The organism is Pseudoxanthomonas sp. 134C1, assembly GCF_057773065.1.
In genome coordinates this window covers 116,159-134,545 of the sequence record NZ_JBYMTH010000002.1, presented here as the reverse complement: position 1 = coordinate 134,545, position 18,387 = coordinate 116,159, and the positions used below count along the sequence as shown (strand labels likewise).

The window sequence follows — 18,387 nt, the reverse complement described above, 5'->3', positions numbered from 1 at the left end:
CCGGCGTTCCTGCAGGCCTCGCATCTCCAGAGAAAACAGCATGTCCATCGATACCCAGAAGATCATTGAAGAAAACAAGCGCGGCGCCGCCGACACCGGTTCGCCGGAAGTGCAGGTCGCCCTGCTGACCGCCCGCATCGAGCAGCTGAGCGGCCACTTCAAGGTCCACAAGAAGGATCACCACAGCCGTCGCGGTCTGCTGCAGCTGGTCAACCGCCGCCGCAGCCTGCTCGACTACCTGAAGAAGAAAGACAACGAGCGCTACAAGAGCCTGATCGAAAAGCTTGGTCTGCGTCGTTGATGTAATACCCCACCGCGGCGCAGCAATGCGCCGCGGTTTGCATTTGAGGGAAGGAAACCTCGCGGCGTGCCCCTGAACGGCATGTGCCTTCCCCGCAAGACCCCGGCCGGATACTCCGGCCAACCGCCGACGGCAAGGGCCGCGGGCGGCCCAGAATCCGAACAGGCAATATTCAAGGAAACCACGTGGCAAAAATCACCAAAACCTTCCAGTACGGCAAGCACACCGTCACCCTGGAGACCGGCGAAATCGCCCGCCAGGCCAGCGGCGCCGTCATCGTCAAGATGGACGACACCGTACTGCTGGTCAGCGCCGTCGCCGCCAAGTCCGCCCGTGAAGGCCAGGACTTCTTCCCGCTGACGGTCGACTACCAGGAGAAGTTCTACGCCGGCGGCCGCATCCCGGGTGGCTTCTTCAAGCGCGAAGGCCGCGCGACCGAGAAGGAAACCCTGATCTCGCGCCTGATCGATCGCCCGATTCGCCCGCTGTTTCCGGAAGACTACAAGAACGAAGTCCAGATCATCGCCACGGTGATGTCGCTGAACCCGGAAGTCGACGGTGACATCCCGGCCCTGATCGGCGCCTCCGCCGCACTGGCCCTCGCCGGCACCCCGTTCATGGGTCCGATCGGCGCCGCCAAGGTCGGTTACAAGAACGGTGAGTACATCCTCAACCCGACCGCCAGCGAGCTGAAGGAATCGCAGCTGGAGCTGGTCGTCGCCGGTACCGCCAACGCGGTGCTGATGGTCGAATCCGAAGCCGCCATCCTGTCCGAGGACGTGATGCTGGGCGCGGTGATGTTCGGCCACCGCGAGATGCAGAAGGTCATCAACGCGATCAACGAGCTGACCGTCGAAGCCGGCACCAAGCCGTCCGAGTGGACCGCCCCGGTCAAGAACACCGCGCTGATCTCGGCACTGAAGGAAGCCATCGGCACTCAGCTGGCCGAAGCGTTCCAGGTCCGCGACAAGCTGCAGCGCCGCGACGCCATCGCCGCGATCAAGAAGGACGTGGTGGAGCGGCTGGCCGGCCGCGTCGAGGCCGAAGGCTGGAGCGGCGCCGAGCTGTCGAAGGAATTCGGCGAGCTGGAATACCGCACCATGCGCGACTCCGTGCTGGCCACCAAGGTCCGCATCGATGGCCGCGCGCTGGACACCGTCCGCCCGATCGCCTCCAAGGTGAGCGTGCTGCCGCGCACCCACGGCTCCTCGCTGTTCACCCGTGGCGAGACCCAGGCGATCGTGGTCGCCACCCTCGGTACCGCCCGCGATGGCCAGATCATCGATGCGGTCAGTGGCGAGTACAAGGAAAACTTCCTGTTCCACTACAACTTCCCTCCGTTCTCGGTGGGCGAGTGCGGCCGTTTCGGCGCGCCGAAGCGTCGTGAAATCGGCCACGGCCGCCTGGCCAAGCGTGGCGTGCTGGCGGTGATGCCGACCATCGAGGAATTCCCGTACACCATCCGCGTGGTGTCGGAAATCACCGAATCCAACGGCTCCTCGTCGATGGCCTCGGTCTGCGGCAGCTCGCTGGCGCTGATGGATGCCGGCGTGCCGGTGAAGGCGCCGGTCGCGGGCATCGCGATGGGCCTGGTGAAGGAAGGCGAGAACTTCGTCGTGCTGTCGGACATCCTGGGTGACGAAGATCACCTGGGCGACATGGACTTCAAGGTGGCCGGTACCGCCGATGGCGTGTCCGCGCTGCAGATGGACATCAAGATCGAAGGCATCACCGAGGAAATCATGAAGCAGGCGCTGCAGCAGGCCAAGGCCGGCCGTCTGCACATTCTGGGCGAGATGGCCTCGGCCATCACCAACCCGCGCGCCGAGCTGAGCGACTACGCGCCGCGTCTGCTGACCATCAAGATCCACCCGGACAAGATCCGCGAAGTGATCGGCAAGGGTGGCGCCACCATCCAGGGCATCACCAAGGAAACCGGCACCCAGATCGACATCCAGGACGACGGCACCATCGTCATCGCCTCGGTCAACGCCGCCGCCGCGCAGGCCGCCAAGGCCCGCATCGAGCAGATCACCTCGGACGTCGAGCCGGGCCGCATCTACGAAGGCAAGGTCGCCAAGATCATGGACTTCGGTGCGTTCGTCACCATCCTGCCGGGCAAGGACGGCCTGGTGCACGTCTCGCAGATCTCCAGCGAGCGCGTGGAGAAGGTCAGCGACAAGCTGAAGGAAGGCGACGTGGTCAAGGTCAAGGTGCTGGAAGTCGACAAGCAGGGCCGCATCCGCCTGTCGATCAAGGCCGTCGAGGAAGGCGAGGGCGTGCCGGCCGAATAAGCCGGTCCTTTCCCTTCACGGACAGCAGAAAGCGGGCTTCGGCCCGCTTTTTGTTTGCCCGTCATGCCGCAGCGCGGCAAACCGGCCCCGACTTTCGCCATAGGCGCGGCGAGGGTGGCGGGTGGTATTAGTGCGGCTTCCCCTGGCCACACCACCACCCTGGAGCCATCCATGACCAGCCGCCGTGATCTGCTCAAACTCAGTGCGCTCGCCGCCGCCACCGCCGCGATGCCCTCGCTTGCCTGGGCCGCCGGCCAATCCGGCAAGGTCGGCAAGGCCGCCAAGCCGTTGAACATCCTCATCCTCGGCGGCACCGGCTTCACCGGGCCGTTCCAGGTCGCCTACGCGCTGGAGCGCGGCCACAGGATCACCCTGTTCAATCGCGGCAAGCGGCCCTCGCCGGAATGGCCGGGCGAAGTCGAGCAGTTGCACGGTGACCGCAACACCGGCGACCTGAAGGCGCTGGAGGGACGCAAGTGGGACGTCTGCATCGACAATCCGACCAGTCTGCCGTTCTGGGTCCGTGACGCGGGCAAGGTGTTGAAGGGCAATGTCGGCCACTACCTCTTCATCTCCACGATTTCGGTCTATGCCGATGGCAGCAAACCCGGCATCAGCGAGGGTGACGCGCTGGCGCAGTACAAGGGCAAGGACGCGATGGCGGAAACGCAGGAGTCGCTGCGCGCCGACATCGAGGGCCTGTACGGCCCGCTCAAGGCGCTCAGCGAGGCCGAGGCGCACAAGCAGTTCGGCGAACGGGTGACCATCGTGCGCCCGGGTTACATCGTCGGTCCGCGCGACGAAACCGATCGCTTCACTTATTGGCCGCATCGTGTCGCCGAGGGCGGCGAGGTGCTGGTGCCGGGCGATGGCAAGGATCCGGTGCAGGTCATCGACGGGCGCGATCTGGGCGAGTGGATGATCCGACTGGCCGAGGCGCGCACCTATGGCGTGTTCAACGCGGTCGGCCCGAAGGACCTGCTGCCGATGGATGCGATGCTGCAGGCTTGCGCGAAGTCGACCGGCGGCAAACCCACCTACACGCATGTGACGCCCGAATTCCTGGAAGCGCAGAAGGCCGAGGAGTTTCCGATCTGGGTATCGGCCAAGAGCGGTCCCTATGCCGGCTATGGCGCGGTGAGCAACGCCCGCGCGGTGGCGGCCGGCCTGAGCTATCGTCCGCTGGACACCACCATCACCGATCTGATGACCTGGTTCCGCAGCCAGCCGGCCGAACGCCAGGCCAAACTGCGCGCGGGTGTCAGCCGCGAGAAGGAAACCGAACTGTTGAAGGTCTGGCACGCACAGCAGGGATGATGCCCGTGTCGGCTCCCGTCCGCGGCCGAGTCAGCCAGCCGGGCCGCCTGCGGGAGCCGCGCATTCGGTGCGTGCCGCATCGGGGGTTCCTCCCTGCATGCCCAACGGGGAGGAAGACCCGGGTGCCCATGAATGGCGTGTCCATTCGCGGGCGTAACCGGCGGCCAGTTCCCGCGCGCGTGAGCGCGCGTCGGGCGCCAGGGTCGCCGACAGTTCGCCCACCTGCTGCGCCACCTGCTCGCGCAATGGACCCATCGCGGCGGGCGCGTCGCCCAATTGCCGCTCCAGGTGCAGATAGAGCGCGAGCGCCTTGACCTCGTCGGGTCGCACCGCCTGGGCCAGGAAGTACCGGCGAAACTCGTTGCGGCGTGGCGAAAGGGCGGAGGCGAGCGCCAGCGACGTCTGCAGATCGCCCGCGGATGCGCCCCGCCACGCCATGGCTTCGGCTTCGCGTCGATAGACGGCCAGGGCATCCAGATTGTCGAGTGTTTCGTTGAGCCGGAACGCATTGCCGACGGCGTAGTGGCGCAGTGCCGGTGTGCTTCCTCCCAGCGCGGCCTGCCGCCAGTAGTGAATGCGTTCGGCGGCCGTCGCCGGCGGCACGCCTTCGCAATGCTCGCTTTCCTTGAGCAGACGCTCGCTGTTGGCGGCCATCATCTCGCGCATGTTCTGCAAGGCGTCGGGCGGCAGTCCGGAAGCGGGATTGCGTTTGAGTGTTTCCTGTTCCTGCAGGGCTTCCGACGCCGCCATCAATCGATGACGGATCTGGTTGCAGTACTCCATCTCGGCGGCGAGCCGGCATGCCGCGGCGGGCTCGCCTGCGTCCGCGCGTTGTCGCAGCAGCGGCAGCGCGTCCCGCAGGGGCGTCTGCAGGGAGGGCAGTGGCGATGCGGAAGCGGGACCGGCGAAGCGCCGCGCCACCGGGGTTTCGGGCGCACTGTTCGCGGCGGGGAGCGGGATGTCGCTGGAGGCGACCACGGTGGCGCGACCCTGCCGCCAGCCCAGATAGGCGGCCACCGGAAGCAGCAACAGGATCAACGCGAACCCTCCCCACCGTCTGCCAGGCATCGTGCCGGTTCTCCTTTGAAGCATCGGCACATCATTGCATGGGAACCGCGCCGTGCATCCGCGCATGCCGGTGCGGTATTCGGGGTCCACTCCGCGTCAATCAGGCGAATCCGATCGCCAACCCTGCGGATGCGACGCGCTCCGGGTTCCGCCATCCGCACGGACGTCGCACGGGAAACCTCCACATTCCGATCGCGTCAGGCTCGCCTTGCGGAGTGCTCCCCTGTTTCAAGCCGGAGCCGTGACGGATGGATGCCTAGCGCTCCCGGCGGGTCATGAGTCGATCGACCGGACCGCGACGCTGCCAGTCCGGAGCGGCGGTTCCCGTTTCGACGGCCGTGTCTGGTGACGGAAGCGGGCTCGAAGCGGTGAGGCCCGGCAGCGCGACCGCGGCGGCCGTCACCGCGAGATCGCTGCCCTGCACGATGCCCAGCGGCGCGTAGCCGGCATAACCGGGAAACACCTGCGACAGGTTGGCGTTGCCCATCCGCCGGATCAGGATTTCCGAGATCACCCGCCGGTAGTCGGTGGTCACCGGCACATCGCCGAACGTCGGCGACAGGGTTTCCGGGTTCAGGCCGGGCCAATTGCCGTAGAAGCGGCGCCCGTTGACCGGGCCGCCCAGCACCAGCAGCGGATTGCCGTAGCCATGGTCGGTGCCGCCATTGGCATTCGCGCGCACCCGCCGGCCGAATTCCGATTGCACCACCACGGTGACCCGCGCCATCTCGCCGCCGGCATTGAGTTCGTTGAAGAACGCCTGCAACGCCGAGGACAGTTCCGCGATCTTGTTCTGGTAGTAGTGGTAGCCGCTGCCGGCGGTTCCCTGGCCCTCGTGGGTGTCCCAGCCACCGAGATCGAGCGTGGCGTAGCGGAGGCCGAGGTTGAACCGGATCGACTGCGCGATCGTCCACAACTGCTGCGCGAACGTGCCGGCGGGCCAGCCCGCGGGCGGAGTGCCGTAACTCTGCTGGGCGATCAGGCGCAGCGAGGCATCGGCGCGCTGTCCGCCCAGTTGCAGGCCGGTGCGTCCGCTCCACAGATCGGCGAGGGTTTCGTTGACGCCGCGGAACCCGGCCGGTGAATCGGCGCGTCGTTCCTGCCAGGCATAGGCGCCGGCGTTGAGCCGGAAGTCGCCCGCACTGCCCATGGTCAGCGCGGCGGTGGAGCCGAGCAGGCCGGCCGGCTGGGTGGTGCCGATACCGAGCGCGGGCAGCGCGGCGGCCGGCGTGGCGGCGGGCCGGGTGTCCCAGGCGCGGGTCATCCAGCCGCTGCCGGTGCCGAACTTGCCGGGTGTTCCGAGATCGATCGACAGCTGCGCATCGAAATGGCTGCGGGTGACCGAAGTCGCCATGCCGGCCGCATGCACGATGCCGAGGTGGCCGCTGTCCCAGAGATCGCGCAGCCCGGTCGCGGACGGGTGCAGCCCGAATCCGGTGCCGGCGCCGCCGGCCAGGGTCAATGGCAGCGCCGCGTAGGCGCCGCTGATCGGAATCGACAGATCCGGCCGCGCCTGCTCGTAGAAGCCGCGGTCGTCGCCGCTGATCGGCACGACCAGGTTGAGGCCGTCCATGCCACCGCGCAGGAACAGATGCACGACCGTGTCGTAGGCGTTGGCGGCGGCGTTCGCGTCCTCGGAAAAGGCGAGGATCGAACCGGTGGCGCCCACCACGGCGGCGCCGCAGCAGCCTTTCACGAATTCACGGCGGGTCAGGGTGAATCGGCTCATGCGGTCACCTCAGCGGGCCATGAATTCGGGAGACATCAGGATCAGCGAGACCAGGCTGCGCAGGCGCTGATGGTTGTAGTGGCGCTTCAGATCGTTGACGGCCCACGCGTCGGTATCGGTGATCACATAGCTCGCCGGATCGCCGTTCTGGGCCATGAAGTTGATCAGTACCTGCCGGCGCGCCGGCTCGGGCTGGTAGCCCAGCAGGCGGTCGCACCAGAACGTCACCAGCGTGTTGGCGGTCCATTGCGAGGCGGGAACACCGCCGCGGGTGGCGGCCACGATGGGACTCAACGGCACCCCGGTCTCGCTGGTTTCGGTGAGCCAGTTCAACAGTTTCCAGGTCATCGCCAGCGAGTTCGCGCCGGACCAGGCGACTCCCGTGTCCGGATAACCATTGGGCGCGGCCCAGTTGTAGGGCAGGTGGCCGGTGAAGCCCATCCGCCACATGAATTCGTCGCTCTTGTCGTGGCCCACCCGCAGCGTCCAGTCCTGTTCCAGCACGCGCATGGCCGCCACGGCCGCATCGAACGGACGCCGGTTCTTCCAGCCCCAGCTGTTGATGAAGTCCTCGGAATTGAGGATATGGCGCAACACGATCTCGATCTGATCCGGGCGTTGCCAGTTGGCCCGGAACAATGCGGCGGCGCTGTCGACCAGCGCCTGTCGCGGCGTGTCGGTGACGAAACGGCGGATTAACTTGCGGCAGATGAACTTCGCCACCCGTGGATGGCTGGCCAGCCGGTCCAGCACGTCGCGCCCGTCCTTCATCGCCGGCTGTTCCGGGTACAACATGCGCCCGAGCAGGAACTTGGGGCCCGCATCGTGCCAGGACTGCCGGTAGACGAAGCTGCCGTCATTCTCGCTGGGGAATTCCCAATGCCCGTTCCTGGCCGACCAGCCGGTGAACGCGGCGGCGGTCTCGTAGACGTCGATGTCGGTGTAGCCGATCGGGTAGGACGGATCCTCGGGGCAGGGGGGCACTTCGAACGGATCGGTGAAGCCCAGATAGTTCTCCGCGCCCAGGGTATGCAGCTCCAGCAGCTCGCGCGCCCAGTTCTCGTTGGGGCCGGAGCGCGAATTGTTGATGTTGTCCAGGAAGTACAGCATCGAGGTACTGGTGGCGACGGCCTCCAGCAGGGTGCGGAAGTTGCCCTTCGCGTTGGCCCGGATCACGTCGCGGGTGTAGTGCGGGAACAGCGGACCCGCGCTGAATTCGGTGACCAGCACGTTGAAGTGGTCATGCCAGAAATTGACCAGCAGCTCGCGCAGCTGGCGGCGCGAGTACACCGCGCGGACGAACGCGGCGCGCTGTACCTCGTTGGCCGGGCGCATGCGGATCGCGTAGTCGGGATCGGGCGCGACGTGATCGGCCCACAGCTGCGGCAGGGACTTGCCCAGGGTGGTGTAGCCCGCGCTGGCGAGCCGGTTGTCCACCGCGCTGTCGTCGATCGCGTTCCAGTCCAGCTGCCAGTCGACGTAGTTGGCCAGGCGCTGGCGGTCGTTGCCGCCCAGCGCGTTGAATTCGGCCAGCGTCGTCGGGGTGGCGCCGTAGCTGAGCCGGTTCAGCATCCGGACCGCGAACGGCGGCGTTGGCAGGGTCAGCAGCCGGGGCTCGCTCATGTCCTGCGCGACCTGCCCGGTCCGCGCCTGATCGCGTTCACCCCCCGTCGGCAGCACGGCGCGTTCTCCGCCCCGCAAACCGTACAACCGCCGATGGCGCTGGCGCACGGATGCGCGCAGCGATTCGGCGGTGGGCATGGCATCGACGCCGCCGGAATCGCCGGATGGGGCCGACCAGCGGCCGCGCTGCGAGGCCAACGGGGCGCGGGTACGGAACTGGGTCCGGCGGACCATGAGGGTTCGGCGTGTCATCGTGATGGCTGGTTTCCCCGGAATCACCGCCAGTATTCGGCAAGCGGGGCGAACGCGACTGCGACCGCGCGCACAGGCCGGCACGCCGGCGTGGCGCGCTGCTCGAAGGCGTGGATGAAAACGCGCCGCGGTCCGGTTTCCTCCGGGCGCGCGCGCGGGTATCCCCGTGCGCCGCGCCCCCGCCGGGCCGGGAACGAACGGCTGCCGTCCGGCCGGCTCAGACCCAGCCGGTCAGGTAGAACAGGGCGATGATGAAGAACACCGCCATCGTCTTGATCAGGGTGATGGCGAAGATGTCCTTGTAGGACTGGCGATGGCTGAGTCCGGTCACCGCCAGCAGGGTGATGACCGCGCCGTTGTGCGGCAGCGTGTCCATGCCGCCCGAGGCCATCGAGGCGACCCGATGCAGCACGTCCATCGGGATGCCCGCGGCGTTGGCGTTGGCGATGAAGCTGTCGGCCATCGCCGCCAGCGCGATGCTCATGCCGCCGGAGGCCGAACCGGTGATGCCGGCCAGCGCGGTCACCGAGATGGCCTCGTTGACCAGCGGATTGGGAATCGCCTGCAGGGCGTTGGCGACCACCAGGAAGCCGGGCAGGGCGGCGATGACCGCGCCGAAGCCGTACTCGGAGGCGGTATTCATCGAGGCCAGCAGCGCGCCGCCGATGGCGCTCTTCGTGCCTTCGGCGAACCTGGCGAACACCGGTTTCCAGGCGAACAGCAGCACGCTCACGATGCCGACCAGCAGCGCGCCCTGCACGGCCCAGATCGCGGCCACCTTCGACACTTCCTGGACCACCGGCGCGGGATTGCCGATCACCGCCGGCACGAACGACTGGCTGTCGCCGTACCAGCCGGGAATCCAGCGGGTGAACAGGAAATTGGCCACGCCCACCAGCAGCAGTGGCAGCACCGCGACCAGCGGATGGGCCAGGCGATCGCCGCGGAAGGGTTCGGGTTCATTGCGCAGATCGCTGCCATAGCCTTCGCCCGCGCGCAGCGCCACCCGCCGCCGCCATTCCAGATAGGCCATGCCCAGGATCAGGATGAACACCGCGCCGAGCGTGCCGAGCGCGGGTGCGGCCCAGGCGGTGGTGCCGAAGAACGAGGTGGGAATGATGTTCTGGATCTGCGGCGTGCCCGGCAGCGCGTCCATGGTGAAGGTGAAGGCGCCCAGCGCGATGGTGCCCGGCACCAGCCGCTTGGGGATGTCGCTCTGGCGGAACATCTCGGCGGCGAACGGATACACCGCGAACACCACCACGAACAGCGACACTCCACCATAGGTCAGCAGCGCGCACACCAGTACGATCGACAGCATCGCCCGCTGGCGTCCGACCACACGGATGGTGCCCGCGACAATCGCCTTGGAGAATCCCGAGATCTCGATCAGCTTGCCGAACACCGCGCCCAGCAGGAACACCGGGAAATACAGCTTGAGGAAGCCGACCATCTTCTCCATGAACAGGCCGGTGAACATCGGCGCCACCAGTGAAGGGTCGGTCAACAGGACCGCGCCCAGCGCCGCGACCGGCGCGAACAGGATCACGCTGTAGCCCCGGTAGGCCACGAACATCAGGAAACACAGCGCGGCCAGTACGATCAGAAAGGACATCCGTGGCTCCTCGGCGCCGGGGACGGTGGAATCACCGGCAACCGCCGGCAGGTGGCGGGAGTATCGACAGCGTCCCGGCGCCGGCCCACTGTACGAAGGTACGATGCCGGTCCGCCCGGTCCGCCTCTAGCCTTCTCCAGCATCGGCGACAACCGTCCGCCGCACGCATTCCCGGGAGGAGGGGAGATCCATGAAGCGCAAGCATTTGAGTCTGGCGATCGGCACCGTGTTGCTGGCGTCGGCACCCTGCGCGTTCGCGCAGGACACGGGGACCGACAGTGGCCAGCCGGCCAGCCGCGCGACCACGCTCGATTCGGTCACGGTGACCGCGCGCAAGCGCGAGGAAACCCTGCAGGATGTACCGGTGGCGGTCACCGCGTTCACGTCCGAAAGCCTGGACAAGATGAACATCCGCGACATCGGCGATCTGGATGCGCAGGTGCCGAACCTGACCATCTACGCCGCGCGCGGTTCGACCAGCACCGTCACTGCCTACATCCGCGGCATCGGCCAGGCGGATCCGCTGTGGGGTGTGGATCCGGGCGTGGGCATCTACCTGGATGACGTCTACATCGCCCGTCCGCAGGGTGCGTTGCTGGACGTGTTCGATGTCGAGCGCATCGAGGTGCTGCGCGGCCCGCAGGGCACGCTGTACGGCAAGAACACCATCGGCGGCGCCATCAAGTACGTCTCGCGCGGCCTGCCGACCGAAACCCAGGGTTTCGCCTCGATCACGGTCGGCAACTACAACCAGCTCGACGCCAAGGCGGCCATCGGTGGCGCCATCGGCGGCGCCGACAGCGGTCTGCGCGGCCGGGTGGCGGTGGCGAGCATGAATCGCGACGGCTACGGCGAGAACACCTATAGCCACCAGGACGTCAGCGACAAGGAAATCAACGCGGCTCGCCTGCAACTGGGCGCCTATGCCGGCGACAACTTCGACGTGCAGTTCGCGTTCGACTGGATGGACGATCAGTCCGGCGTGCGCGGCGCCAGGATGCTGGCACCCAATCCGATCGCACCGGCGTATCCGCCGACCTCCGATCGCTACGACATCCGCAGCGCGATGCGCAATGTCAACGACACCACCATGAAGGGCGCCTCGGCCACCTTCAACTGGCGGGTCAACGATGACTGGGCGCTCAAGTACGTGGTCGCCAAGCGCGAATCCGACACCGAGACCAACATCGATTTCGACACCACGCCGCTGACCCTGGTGGACGTGCGCGCGTTCTACAACGACAGCCAGGTCAGCCACGAAGTCCAGGCCAATTACGACGGCGGTGGTCGCGCGCGCGGTGTGATGGGCATCTACGCGTTCGACGGCGACGCCGGCGGCCAGGTGCTCAATCATTTCTGGAACCCGTTCCTGCCGCCCGCGTTGACCAATCCGCTGTATGGCGACACCCAGGGCGTGGTCAACACCGAGAGCATCGCGGTGTACGCGGACTGGACCTTCGACCTGACCGAACGGCTCAAGCTCGATGTCGGTGCGCGCTATACCGACGAGGACAAGCACGCGATCGCGCTGAACCGCTTCTACACCGGGCTGGACTACAACACGGCCTGGGGCACGGCGGCCAACTTCGACAAGACCGTCAACTTCAAGAACTTCTCGCCCAAGGTCTCGCTGGACTACCAGATCACTCCGGACATCATGATCTACGGGCTGGCGTCGCGCGGCTTCAAGTCGGGCGGTTTCAACATCCGCGCCAACACCACCGCGGTGCCGCGCTCGGGCGAGCCGTTCGACGACGAGAAGGTCGACAGCTACGAAATCGGCAGCAAGATGTCGCTGCTGGATCAGCGGCTGTTCCTGAACCTCGCCTACTTCCACAACAAGTACGAGGACATCCAGTTGTCGGTGTTCACGTCGTACACGTTGCCGGGCGGCGCGCAGAGCTTCTTCGGCGACTTCACCAACGCCGGCAAGGGCACGGTGCAGGGCCTGGAAGTGGAGTACCAGTGGCTGCCGACCGCGCACTGGCTGATCAGCGGCAACCTGGCCTGGCTGGACGCCAAGTACGACGAGTTCATGGATCGCGGCGTCAACGTCGCCGACCAGCAGAAGTTCACCAACGCACCGGAGTTCTCCGGCGCGCTGAACGTGGAATACCGCACCGATCTGGCCAACGGCGGCAATCTGTCCGCGCGGGTGGGCTATGCCTACCAGAGCGAGGTCTGGCCCACCACTGATCTGAGTCCGCTGATCAAACAGGACGGCTACGGCCTGCTCAGCGCGGGCGTGATCTGGAAGGCCAACGATGCCTGGTCGTTCTCGTTGCAGGGCAGCAACCTGGCCGACAAGGAATACCGCACCACCGGATACAACATCGCCGCCTATGGCGTGCTGACCGGCTTCTACGGTCCGCCGCGCCAGTACTCGCTGACCGCGCGCTACGACTTCTGAGGCGGATGGCGGCAAACCCGGGGAAAACGGCGGCGGCGGGCGGAAGCCCGCCGCCGCTGCGTTATGCTCCGCCGATGTCGCCAACGCTTCCGCCACGCCGAATGTTTGCCGGCATCGCCGTCGATACCGGCGCCGATCCCGGTGCCGGTTCCGGCGGGAGCGGGGATGCTCCGGCGACCGCCCGGACCATCGCATGCTGAGCCTGTGGGTGGTGGCGCTGGCCGGACTGGCCTGGCTGGCGCTGATGTTCGGCACCGCCCTGTACGGCGAGCGGCGCCCGACCGTGCTGGCGCGCCATTGGCAACACATCTACGCGCTGTCGCTGGCCGTCCACTGCACGTCGTGGACCTTCTACGGCACCATCACCCAGGCCGCCCGCTATGGTTGGCCGCTGCCGCCGACGTTCCTGGGCGCGATCCTGTTCTATGCGCTGGCGGTCGCGTTCCTGATGCGGCTGGTGCGGCTGGCACGCGAGACCAACGCCACCTCGCTGGCGGATCTGATCGCCACCCGGCTCGGCCGCGACGCCTGGCTGGCCGGCACCGTCACGCTGGTCGCCGCGCTGGGCCTGATTCCCTACATCGCGTTGCAGTTGAAAGCGGTGGCGATGAGCTTCGCCACACTCACCCTGGAGGCCGGCGAGGCCCGCCAGGCGCTGCCGTTCTGGCGCGACAGCGGCCTGTACGTGGCGCTGGCGATGGCGCTGTTCGCGATGCTGTTCGGCACCCGCCGGGCCAGCGCGGCCGAGCACAACCGCGGCCTTGTGCTGGCGATGGCGTTCGAATCGATCTTCAAGCTGGCGGCGATGCTGGCGCTGGGCGCGTTCGTCTGGCTGGGCCTGCGTGAATGGCCCGAGCTGCCGGCCGCGCCGTTGCCGCCGCAGCCCTCGGGCGGTTTCGCGCCGTTCGTGCTGCTCGGCGCCCTGGCGATGTTCATCCTGCCGCACCAGTTCCATGTCGCGGTGGTCGAATGCCGCGATGAGCGCCACGTGCGCACGGCGCGCTGGCTGTTCCCGCTGTATCTGGTGCTGATCGCGTTGCCCGGTCTGCCGCTGGCGCGCGCGGGCATGGCGCTGCTGGGCGGCGCGGTGCCGTCGGACATGTATGCGCTGGCGCTGCCGTTCTCGCAGGGCCACGAGGGGCTGGCGCTGTTCGCCTTCCTCGGCGGCCTGAGCGCGGCCACCGGCATGGTGGTGGTCAGCACGCTGACCCTCAGCCTGATGATCGGCAACCACTGGTTCGCGCCGGGACTGCTGCGCGGCGCCTGGTCGCGCCGCGATGGCGGCGATCAGCGTGGCGCGCTGCTGGCCCTGCGCCGGACCGGGATCGCGGTGATCATGCTGCTGTCATGGGCGTACAGCCGGCTGGTCACCGGCAGCGACGCGCTGGCCGACGTCGGCGCGGTGTCGTTTTCGGCGCTGGCCACGCTGGCGCCGGTGCTGGCGTTCGCGGTGTGGCGGCCACAGACGCCGCCACGCGCGGCGATCATCGGTGTGGCCGCCGGTTTCCTGGCATGGGCCTGGGTGCTGCTGGTTCCGACCCTGCTCTCGGCGTCCGGCAGCGCGCCCGAATGGCTGCGCGAGGGACCGCTCGGGCAGGCCTGGCTGTCGCCGCGGGGCATGTTCGGGTTGACCGGCTGGAGTCCATTGGGACGCGCGGTGGGTGTAAGCCTGTTCGTCGGCACCATCGGCACCTTGCTGGCGATGGCCTGGCGGCGGGAGGCGCCGCACCAGCGCCAGCGCAATCTGGATCGGCAGAGTCTGGGCGAGGCGGGCCGGCGCTTCCTCTCGCGGGAGCGGGTGGAGGAACTGCTGACCGGCGCGCCGCGCAACGGCCCGGTGCCGGCGGCCATGGAGGCGCGGCTGGAACGGGAACTCTCGGCGGTGTTGGGTTCGGCCTCGGCGCGTCTGCTGCTGGACGCGGCGCGTCGCGAAAGCCGGGATCTGGACACCGTCGCGGCCATCGTCGGCGAGGCCTCGCAGGATCTGCGCTTCAACCAGCAGGTGCTGGAAGCCGCGCTGCACAACATGAGCCAGGGCATCAGCGTGGTCGATCGCGAGCAGCGGCTGGTGGCCTGGAATCGCCGCTATGAGCAGATGTTCGGGTTTCCACCGGAACTGCTGCAGGTCGGCCGTCCGATCGCCGACCTGACCCGCTGGGCGTTGCAGCGCATGCCGCATCGCGGCCAGGACGAACGCGCGCTGCAACGGCGCATCGCCTTCATGCGCGCCGGCACGCCGCATCTGACCGAGCGCGTGTTTCCCGACGGCAGCATTGTTGAGATCCGCGGCAACCCGATGCCGCGGGGCGGCTTCGTCGCCACCTATACCGACGTCACCGCCTCGCGCCACGCCGAGCGCGATCTCAAGCGCGCCAACGAGACCCTGGAACAGCGCGTGGCCGAACGCACCGCGCTGCTGGAGACCGCCAAACGCGAGGCCGAACATGCCAACGACGCCAAGAGCCGTTTCCTCACCGCGATTGGCCACGACCTGTTGCAACCGTTGCATGCGGCGCACCTGTTCACCGATGCGCTCGCGCAGCAGTTGCACGACGACGGCGCGCGCCAGTCCGCGCGGCAGATTCGCGGCGCCCTGGATTCCACCACCGATCTGCTGACCGGCCTGCTCGACATGTCGCGGTTGGAAGCGGGGGGACTGGTGCCCGAGCCGCGCGACTTCCCCCTGGCCGAGGTGCTGGAACCGCTGGCGTCGGAGTTCGGGGTGCTGGCGGCCGAGCACGGTCTGCGTTTCCGCTATCGACCGACGCGTGTCTGGGTGCACTGCGATCCGCAACTGCTGCGGCGAATCCTGCAGAACTTCCTCGCCAACGCCGTCCGCTACACCGCACGGGGCGGCGTGCTGCTGGGCGTCCGGCGCGGCGCGAAGGGACGCCTGCGCATCGAGGTGCTGGATACCGGCCCGGGCATCCGCGAACCCGAGCGGCGGCTGATTTTCGACGAGTTCCGCCGTGGCGAGGATGCGGCGGGGCAGGGCCTGGGGCTGGGCCTGTCGATCGCCGACCGCATCGCGGCGTTGCTGGAGGCGCCGCTGGGCCTGCGCAGCCGCGAAGGACAAGGCTCGGCGTTCACGGTGGAACTGGCGCGCGTCCAGGCGCCGGCCATCGCGCACGCATTCGCGGGCGGACCGCGCACCGGACTGACCGGGTTGCGCATCCTGGCGGTGGACAACGATCCGATCGCGCTCGACGCGTTGCGCCAGACCCTGGCGGGATGGGGATGCGAGGTGGCCTGCGCCGCCGATGGCGCAGGCGCGGAATGGCAACTGGCGCAGGCGCCGGCCGATGCCTGGCTGTTCGATTTCCATCTCGACGCGGGCGACACCGGGGTGGCGTTGTGGCAGCGGCTGTCGGCGCGGTTCGGCGCGCGTCCCTGCCTGCTGTTGTCCGCCGACCAGACCGAAACGGTGCGCCACGCCGTGCGCGAGGCGGATCTGTCGCTGCTGGTCAAGCCGGTGCGCCCGCTGGCCCTGAAGTCGGTACTCGATCGCCTGCTGGCGGCGCGCGCGGGGCGTGCGATGGCGGCGCCGTGAGTGATCGCACGGGGAAGCGGCCGCGCGTGCGGCGCTAGAATGGCGGCTTTCCGCCTGATCGCCCGTCATGCCCTATACCCCCATCGTCGCCACGCTTGGCTATGTCCTGTCCCCGGATCGGTCGCAGGTGCTGCTGATCCATCGCAACGCGCGGCCCGATGATCAACATCTGGGCAAGTACAACGGCCTGGGCGGAAAAGTCGAGGCGGACGAGGACGTGGTCGCAGGGATGCGTCGCGAAATCCAGGAGGAAGCCGGTATCGACTGCGATGAGATGTCGCTGCGCGGCACGATCAGCTGGCCGGGTTTCGGCAAGCATGGCGAGGACTGGCTGGGATTCGTCTTCCTGATCACCCGGTATTCCGGCACGCCGCACGAGCGCAATCCCGAAGGCGCGCTGGAATGGGTGCCGGTGGAGCGGATTCTCGAACTGCCCCTGTGGGACGGCGACCGGCATTTCCTGCCGCTGGTGTTCGACGCGGATCCGCGCGGGTTCCACGGGGTCATGCCTTACCGGGACGGACGGATGGTGTCCTGGAGCTACTCCCGCATCTGAGCACGCCGGCGCACCGCGTCATCCGCATTACGTGCGACGACGCGCGCGCGTTGTCCACATCCGGTGTGGACCGATTCCGGAGAAACATGTGGATAAGCCCCGGCGCGCCTTGCGGGCCAAGGCTGTCAAGCGGTTGGTGAAAAAATGACCATTGCGTTTCACGTTCGTGAAACGAAGGTTGCAGGTTTTCCACAAGCCGTGTGGATGGTTTGCCGACAAACATGTGGATAAGCCTGCGCGGCCCTTGTGCCATGGCGCTGTCAAGATGGATGGCGAAAAAATGACCAGGACCCGCGCCTTGACCATTTTCCGGATTTCGCGGCCATCGAACGCTTCGTCCTTCCAGCGCAAGCTGGAATCCATGTCCGCGCGGATCCGGGGATTCAGCATGGCGCGCCTTCGTGGAACATGAACTGCGGCCGTTGCCGGAACGGGAATGACGATGGGCGGGATCCGGGCCTCCCGCGCATCCGCATCGGCTAGAGCTGCCGCCGATAGACGTGCTGACTCTTGATGCGGGTGAACCCCAGACGCTCATAGAACGGATGCGACTCCGCCCGGACCACGTTGGAACGCACGACAAGACGCGAACCGCCACGTGAGCGGGCCCAGTCCACGACGGTGGCGACGAGTGTCGAGCCGATACCGGCTCGATGGGCGTCGCGGTCCACCACCAGGCCCACGATTTCGAAGCTGTCGCCGGTTTCCAGCAACAGGCGTTGTTCGGCGGCGAGCCAGCCGACCAGGCGCGGGCCGTCGGCGACCACCCGGATGAAGTGATCCTCGCGCGGAAGTAGCTGCCGCAACCGGTTCGCCATCGAAGAGGTGTCGACGGGATAGCCCAACTGCATGGACAGGCGGGCGATCCCGGCGGCATCGTCGGGCGTGGCGGCGCGGGGTGCGAAAGCGGCGTTCATGCGGGCATCCGGGGATGGCACGCTGTCATCGTCTCACGCTTCGATCTGACGGGCCGGATCGCTGAGTTCGAGTTCGCGCAGGATCACGCTGGCCTGGGTGCGGTTGCGGACGCCCAGCCGATCGAAGATGGCCGACAGATGCGCCTTGATGGTGCGTTCCTGCACGTCCAGGCGATCGGCGATCTGCTTGTTGAGCAGGCCTTCGGCGACCAGTGTCAGCACCCGGAACTGCTGCGGCGACAGGCTGGCCAGGCGCGCGGCCAGTTCGGCGTCGTGGCGGGACGACTGCGCACGCGCCACCGAGGCGCGCAATGCCGGCGGCAGCCACTGTTCGCAGGCCAGCACGCTGCGGATGGCATCGCGCAGATCCTCCAGCCCCGCGCTTTTGGGCAGGTAGCCGGCGGCGCCGTGATCCAGTGCGCGCCGGACCACGCGCGGGTCGTCGTTGGCGGAAACCACGATGACCGCCACCGCCGGGAACTGCGCGCGGATCGCGGCCAGACCGGCCAGTCCGTGATTGCCGGGCATATGCAGATCCAGCAGCACCAGATCCACGTCGTCGTGGGTTTCCAGCGCGGCGATCACGCCTTCCAGCGATTCGGCCTCCAGCACCGACATCCGCGCCACCGCATCGGCCGCCGCGCCACGCAGCGCGGCCCGGAACAGCGGATGATCATCGGCGATCAGCAGGGTAGGCATGTGGTTGCCGGGAATCGGGAATGGAGATTCGGGATTCGTGGAAGCGTATTGCCACA

Annotated in this window: 13 protein-coding genes; 6 read left to right on the top strand and 7 right to left on the bottom strand. The window is 67.6% G+C overall.

Translation table 11 applies throughout. The features are described from left to right. Nucleotides 1–40: 40 nt before the first annotated feature. The 3 genes from rpsO (at nucleotide 41) to AC3DEZ_RS04505 (ending at nucleotide 3,912) form a co-directional block, all read left to right on the top strand. Nucleotides 41–301 carry a 30S ribosomal protein S15 gene (rpsO, locus tag AC3DEZ_RS04515; RefSeq protein ID WP_183642316.1) on the top strand — a complete coding sequence of 87 codons (261 nt, stop codon included), beginning with the start codon at nucleotides 41–43 and terminating at the stop codon, nucleotides 299–301. Between the two features lie 185 nt (nucleotides 302–486). Continuing rightward, entirely contained in the window at nucleotides 487–2,595 is a 2,109-nt protein-coding gene (gene pnp, locus AC3DEZ_RS04510) for a polyribonucleotide nucleotidyltransferase (protein WP_447101780.1), read from the top strand. A gap of 171 nt (nucleotides 2,596–2,766) precedes the next feature. After that, nucleotides 2,767–3,912, top strand: a complete 1,146-nt coding sequence (locus tag AC3DEZ_RS04505; protein WP_488387166.1) for an NAD-dependent epimerase/dehydratase family protein — start codon at nucleotides 2,767–2,769, stop codon at nucleotides 3,910–3,912. Nucleotides 3,913–3,942: 30 nt separating this feature from the next. On the opposite strand, the gene AC3DEZ_RS04500 is transcribed toward AC3DEZ_RS04505, so the two are convergent. The 4 genes from AC3DEZ_RS04500 to AC3DEZ_RS04485 form a co-directional block, all read right to left on the bottom strand. Next, the gene (locus AC3DEZ_RS04500; protein WP_488387165.1) at nucleotides 3,943–4,980 is read right to left on the bottom strand and encodes a hypothetical protein; all 1,038 of its coding nucleotides are present in this window, start codon (nucleotides 4,978–4,980) and stop codon (nucleotides 3,943–3,945) included. 256 nt (nucleotides 4,981–5,236) lie between these two features. Then, complete coding sequence (locus tag AC3DEZ_RS04495; protein WP_488387164.1) at nucleotides 5,237–6,709, bottom strand: DUF1501 domain-containing protein; 1,473 nt, start codon at nucleotides 6,707–6,709, stop codon at nucleotides 5,237–5,239. A 9-nt stretch (nucleotides 6,710–6,718) separates the two neighbouring features. Beyond that, a complete protein-coding gene (locus AC3DEZ_RS04490; RefSeq protein WP_488387163.1) occupies nucleotides 6,719–8,584 on the bottom strand; it encodes a DUF1800 domain-containing protein in 1,866 nt (621 codons plus the stop codon). A gap of 217 nt (nucleotides 8,585–8,801) precedes the next feature. Next, entirely contained in the window at nucleotides 8,802–10,199 is a 1,398-nt protein-coding gene (locus AC3DEZ_RS04485) for a GntP family permease (RefSeq protein WP_488387162.1), read from the bottom strand. Between the two features lie 190 nt (nucleotides 10,200–10,389). Here AC3DEZ_RS04485 and AC3DEZ_RS04480 point away from each other — a divergent pair, with 190 nt between their 5' ends. The 3 genes from AC3DEZ_RS04480 (at nucleotide 10,390) to AC3DEZ_RS04470 (ending at nucleotide 16,715) form a co-directional block, all read left to right on the top strand. Then, a complete protein-coding gene (locus AC3DEZ_RS04480; protein WP_488387161.1) occupies nucleotides 10,390–12,609 on the top strand; it encodes a TonB-dependent receptor in 2,220 nt (739 codons plus the stop codon). A gap of 193 nt (nucleotides 12,610–12,802) precedes the next feature. Next, complete coding sequence (locus tag AC3DEZ_RS04475) at nucleotides 12,803–16,159, top strand: hybrid sensor histidine kinase/response regulator (RefSeq protein ID WP_488387160.1); 3,357 nt, start codon at nucleotides 12,803–12,805, stop codon at nucleotides 16,157–16,159. Between the two features lie 67 nt (nucleotides 16,160–16,226). Further along, nucleotides 16,227–16,715 (top strand): NUDIX hydrolase, encoded by a 489-nt coding sequence (locus AC3DEZ_RS04470; RefSeq protein ID WP_488387159.1) that lies wholly within the window; start codon nucleotides 16,227–16,229, stop codon nucleotides 16,713–16,715. 27 nt (nucleotides 16,716–16,742) lie between these two features. Here the strand turns inward: AC3DEZ_RS04470 and AC3DEZ_RS04465 are convergent, their stop codons facing one another. The 3 genes from AC3DEZ_RS04465 to AC3DEZ_RS04455 all read right to left on the bottom strand — a co-directional run bounded on the left by AC3DEZ_RS04465 (nucleotide 16,743) and on the right by AC3DEZ_RS04455 (nucleotide 18,331). Next, the gene (locus AC3DEZ_RS04465; RefSeq protein WP_488387158.1) at nucleotides 16,743–17,105 is read right to left on the bottom strand and encodes a hypothetical protein; all 363 of its coding nucleotides are present in this window, start codon (nucleotides 17,103–17,105) and stop codon (nucleotides 16,743–16,745) included. An 89-nt stretch (nucleotides 17,106–17,194) separates the two neighbouring features. After that, entirely contained in the window at nucleotides 17,195–17,632 is a 438-nt protein-coding gene (locus AC3DEZ_RS04460) for a GNAT family N-acetyltransferase (RefSeq protein ID WP_488387157.1), read from the bottom strand. 33 nt (nucleotides 17,633–17,665) lie between these two features. Beyond that, nucleotides 17,666–18,331, bottom strand: a complete 666-nt coding sequence (locus AC3DEZ_RS04455; RefSeq protein WP_447101790.1) for a response regulator — start codon at nucleotides 18,329–18,331, stop codon at nucleotides 17,666–17,668. Nucleotides 18,332–18,387: the final 56 nt, after the last annotated feature.

Excerpts from the sequence above, each read along its gene's own strand:
- AC3DEZ_RS04470 (WP_488387159.1), top strand. The coding sequence starts at position 16,227 with ATGCCCTATACCCCCATCGTCGCCACGCTTGGCTATGTCCTGTCCCCG.
- AC3DEZ_RS04475 (WP_488387160.1), top strand. The coding sequence starts at position 12,803 with ATGCTGAGCCTGTGGGTGGTGGCGCTGGCCGGACTGGCCTGGCTGGCG.
- AC3DEZ_RS04490 (WP_488387163.1), bottom strand. The coding sequence starts at position 8,584 with ATGACACGCCGAACCCTCATGGTCCGCCGGACCCAGTTCCGTACCCGC.
- AC3DEZ_RS04495 (WP_488387164.1), bottom strand. The coding sequence starts at position 6,709 with ATGAGCCGATTCACCCTGACCCGCCGTGAATTCGTGAAAGGCTGCTGC.
- AC3DEZ_RS04460 (WP_488387157.1), bottom strand. The coding sequence starts at position 17,632 with ATGAACGCCGCTTTCGCACCCCGCGCCGCCACGCCCGACGATGCCGCC.
- AC3DEZ_RS04465 (WP_488387158.1), bottom strand. The coding sequence starts at position 17,105 with ATGCTGAATCCCCGGATCCGCGCGGACATGGATTCCAGCTTGCGCTGG.
- AC3DEZ_RS04455 (WP_447101790.1), bottom strand. The coding sequence starts at position 18,331 with ATGCCTACCCTGCTGATCGCCGATGATCATCCGCTGTTCCGGGCCGCG.
- AC3DEZ_RS04485 (WP_488387162.1), bottom strand. The coding sequence starts at position 10,199 with ATGTCCTTTCTGATCGTACTGGCCGCGCTGTGTTTCCTGATGTTCGTG.
- AC3DEZ_RS04505 (WP_488387166.1), top strand. The coding sequence starts at position 2,767 with ATGACCAGCCGCCGTGATCTGCTCAAACTCAGTGCGCTCGCCGCCGCC.
- AC3DEZ_RS04500 (WP_488387165.1), bottom strand. The coding sequence starts at position 4,980 with ATGCCTGGCAGACGGTGGGGAGGGTTCGCGTTGATCCTGTTGCTGCTT.
- AC3DEZ_RS04480 (WP_488387161.1), top strand. The coding sequence starts at position 10,390 with ATGAAGCGCAAGCATTTGAGTCTGGCGATCGGCACCGTGTTGCTGGCG.
- rpsO (WP_183642316.1), top strand. The coding sequence starts at position 41 with ATGTCCATCGATACCCAGAAGATCATTGAAGAAAACAAGCGCGGCGCC.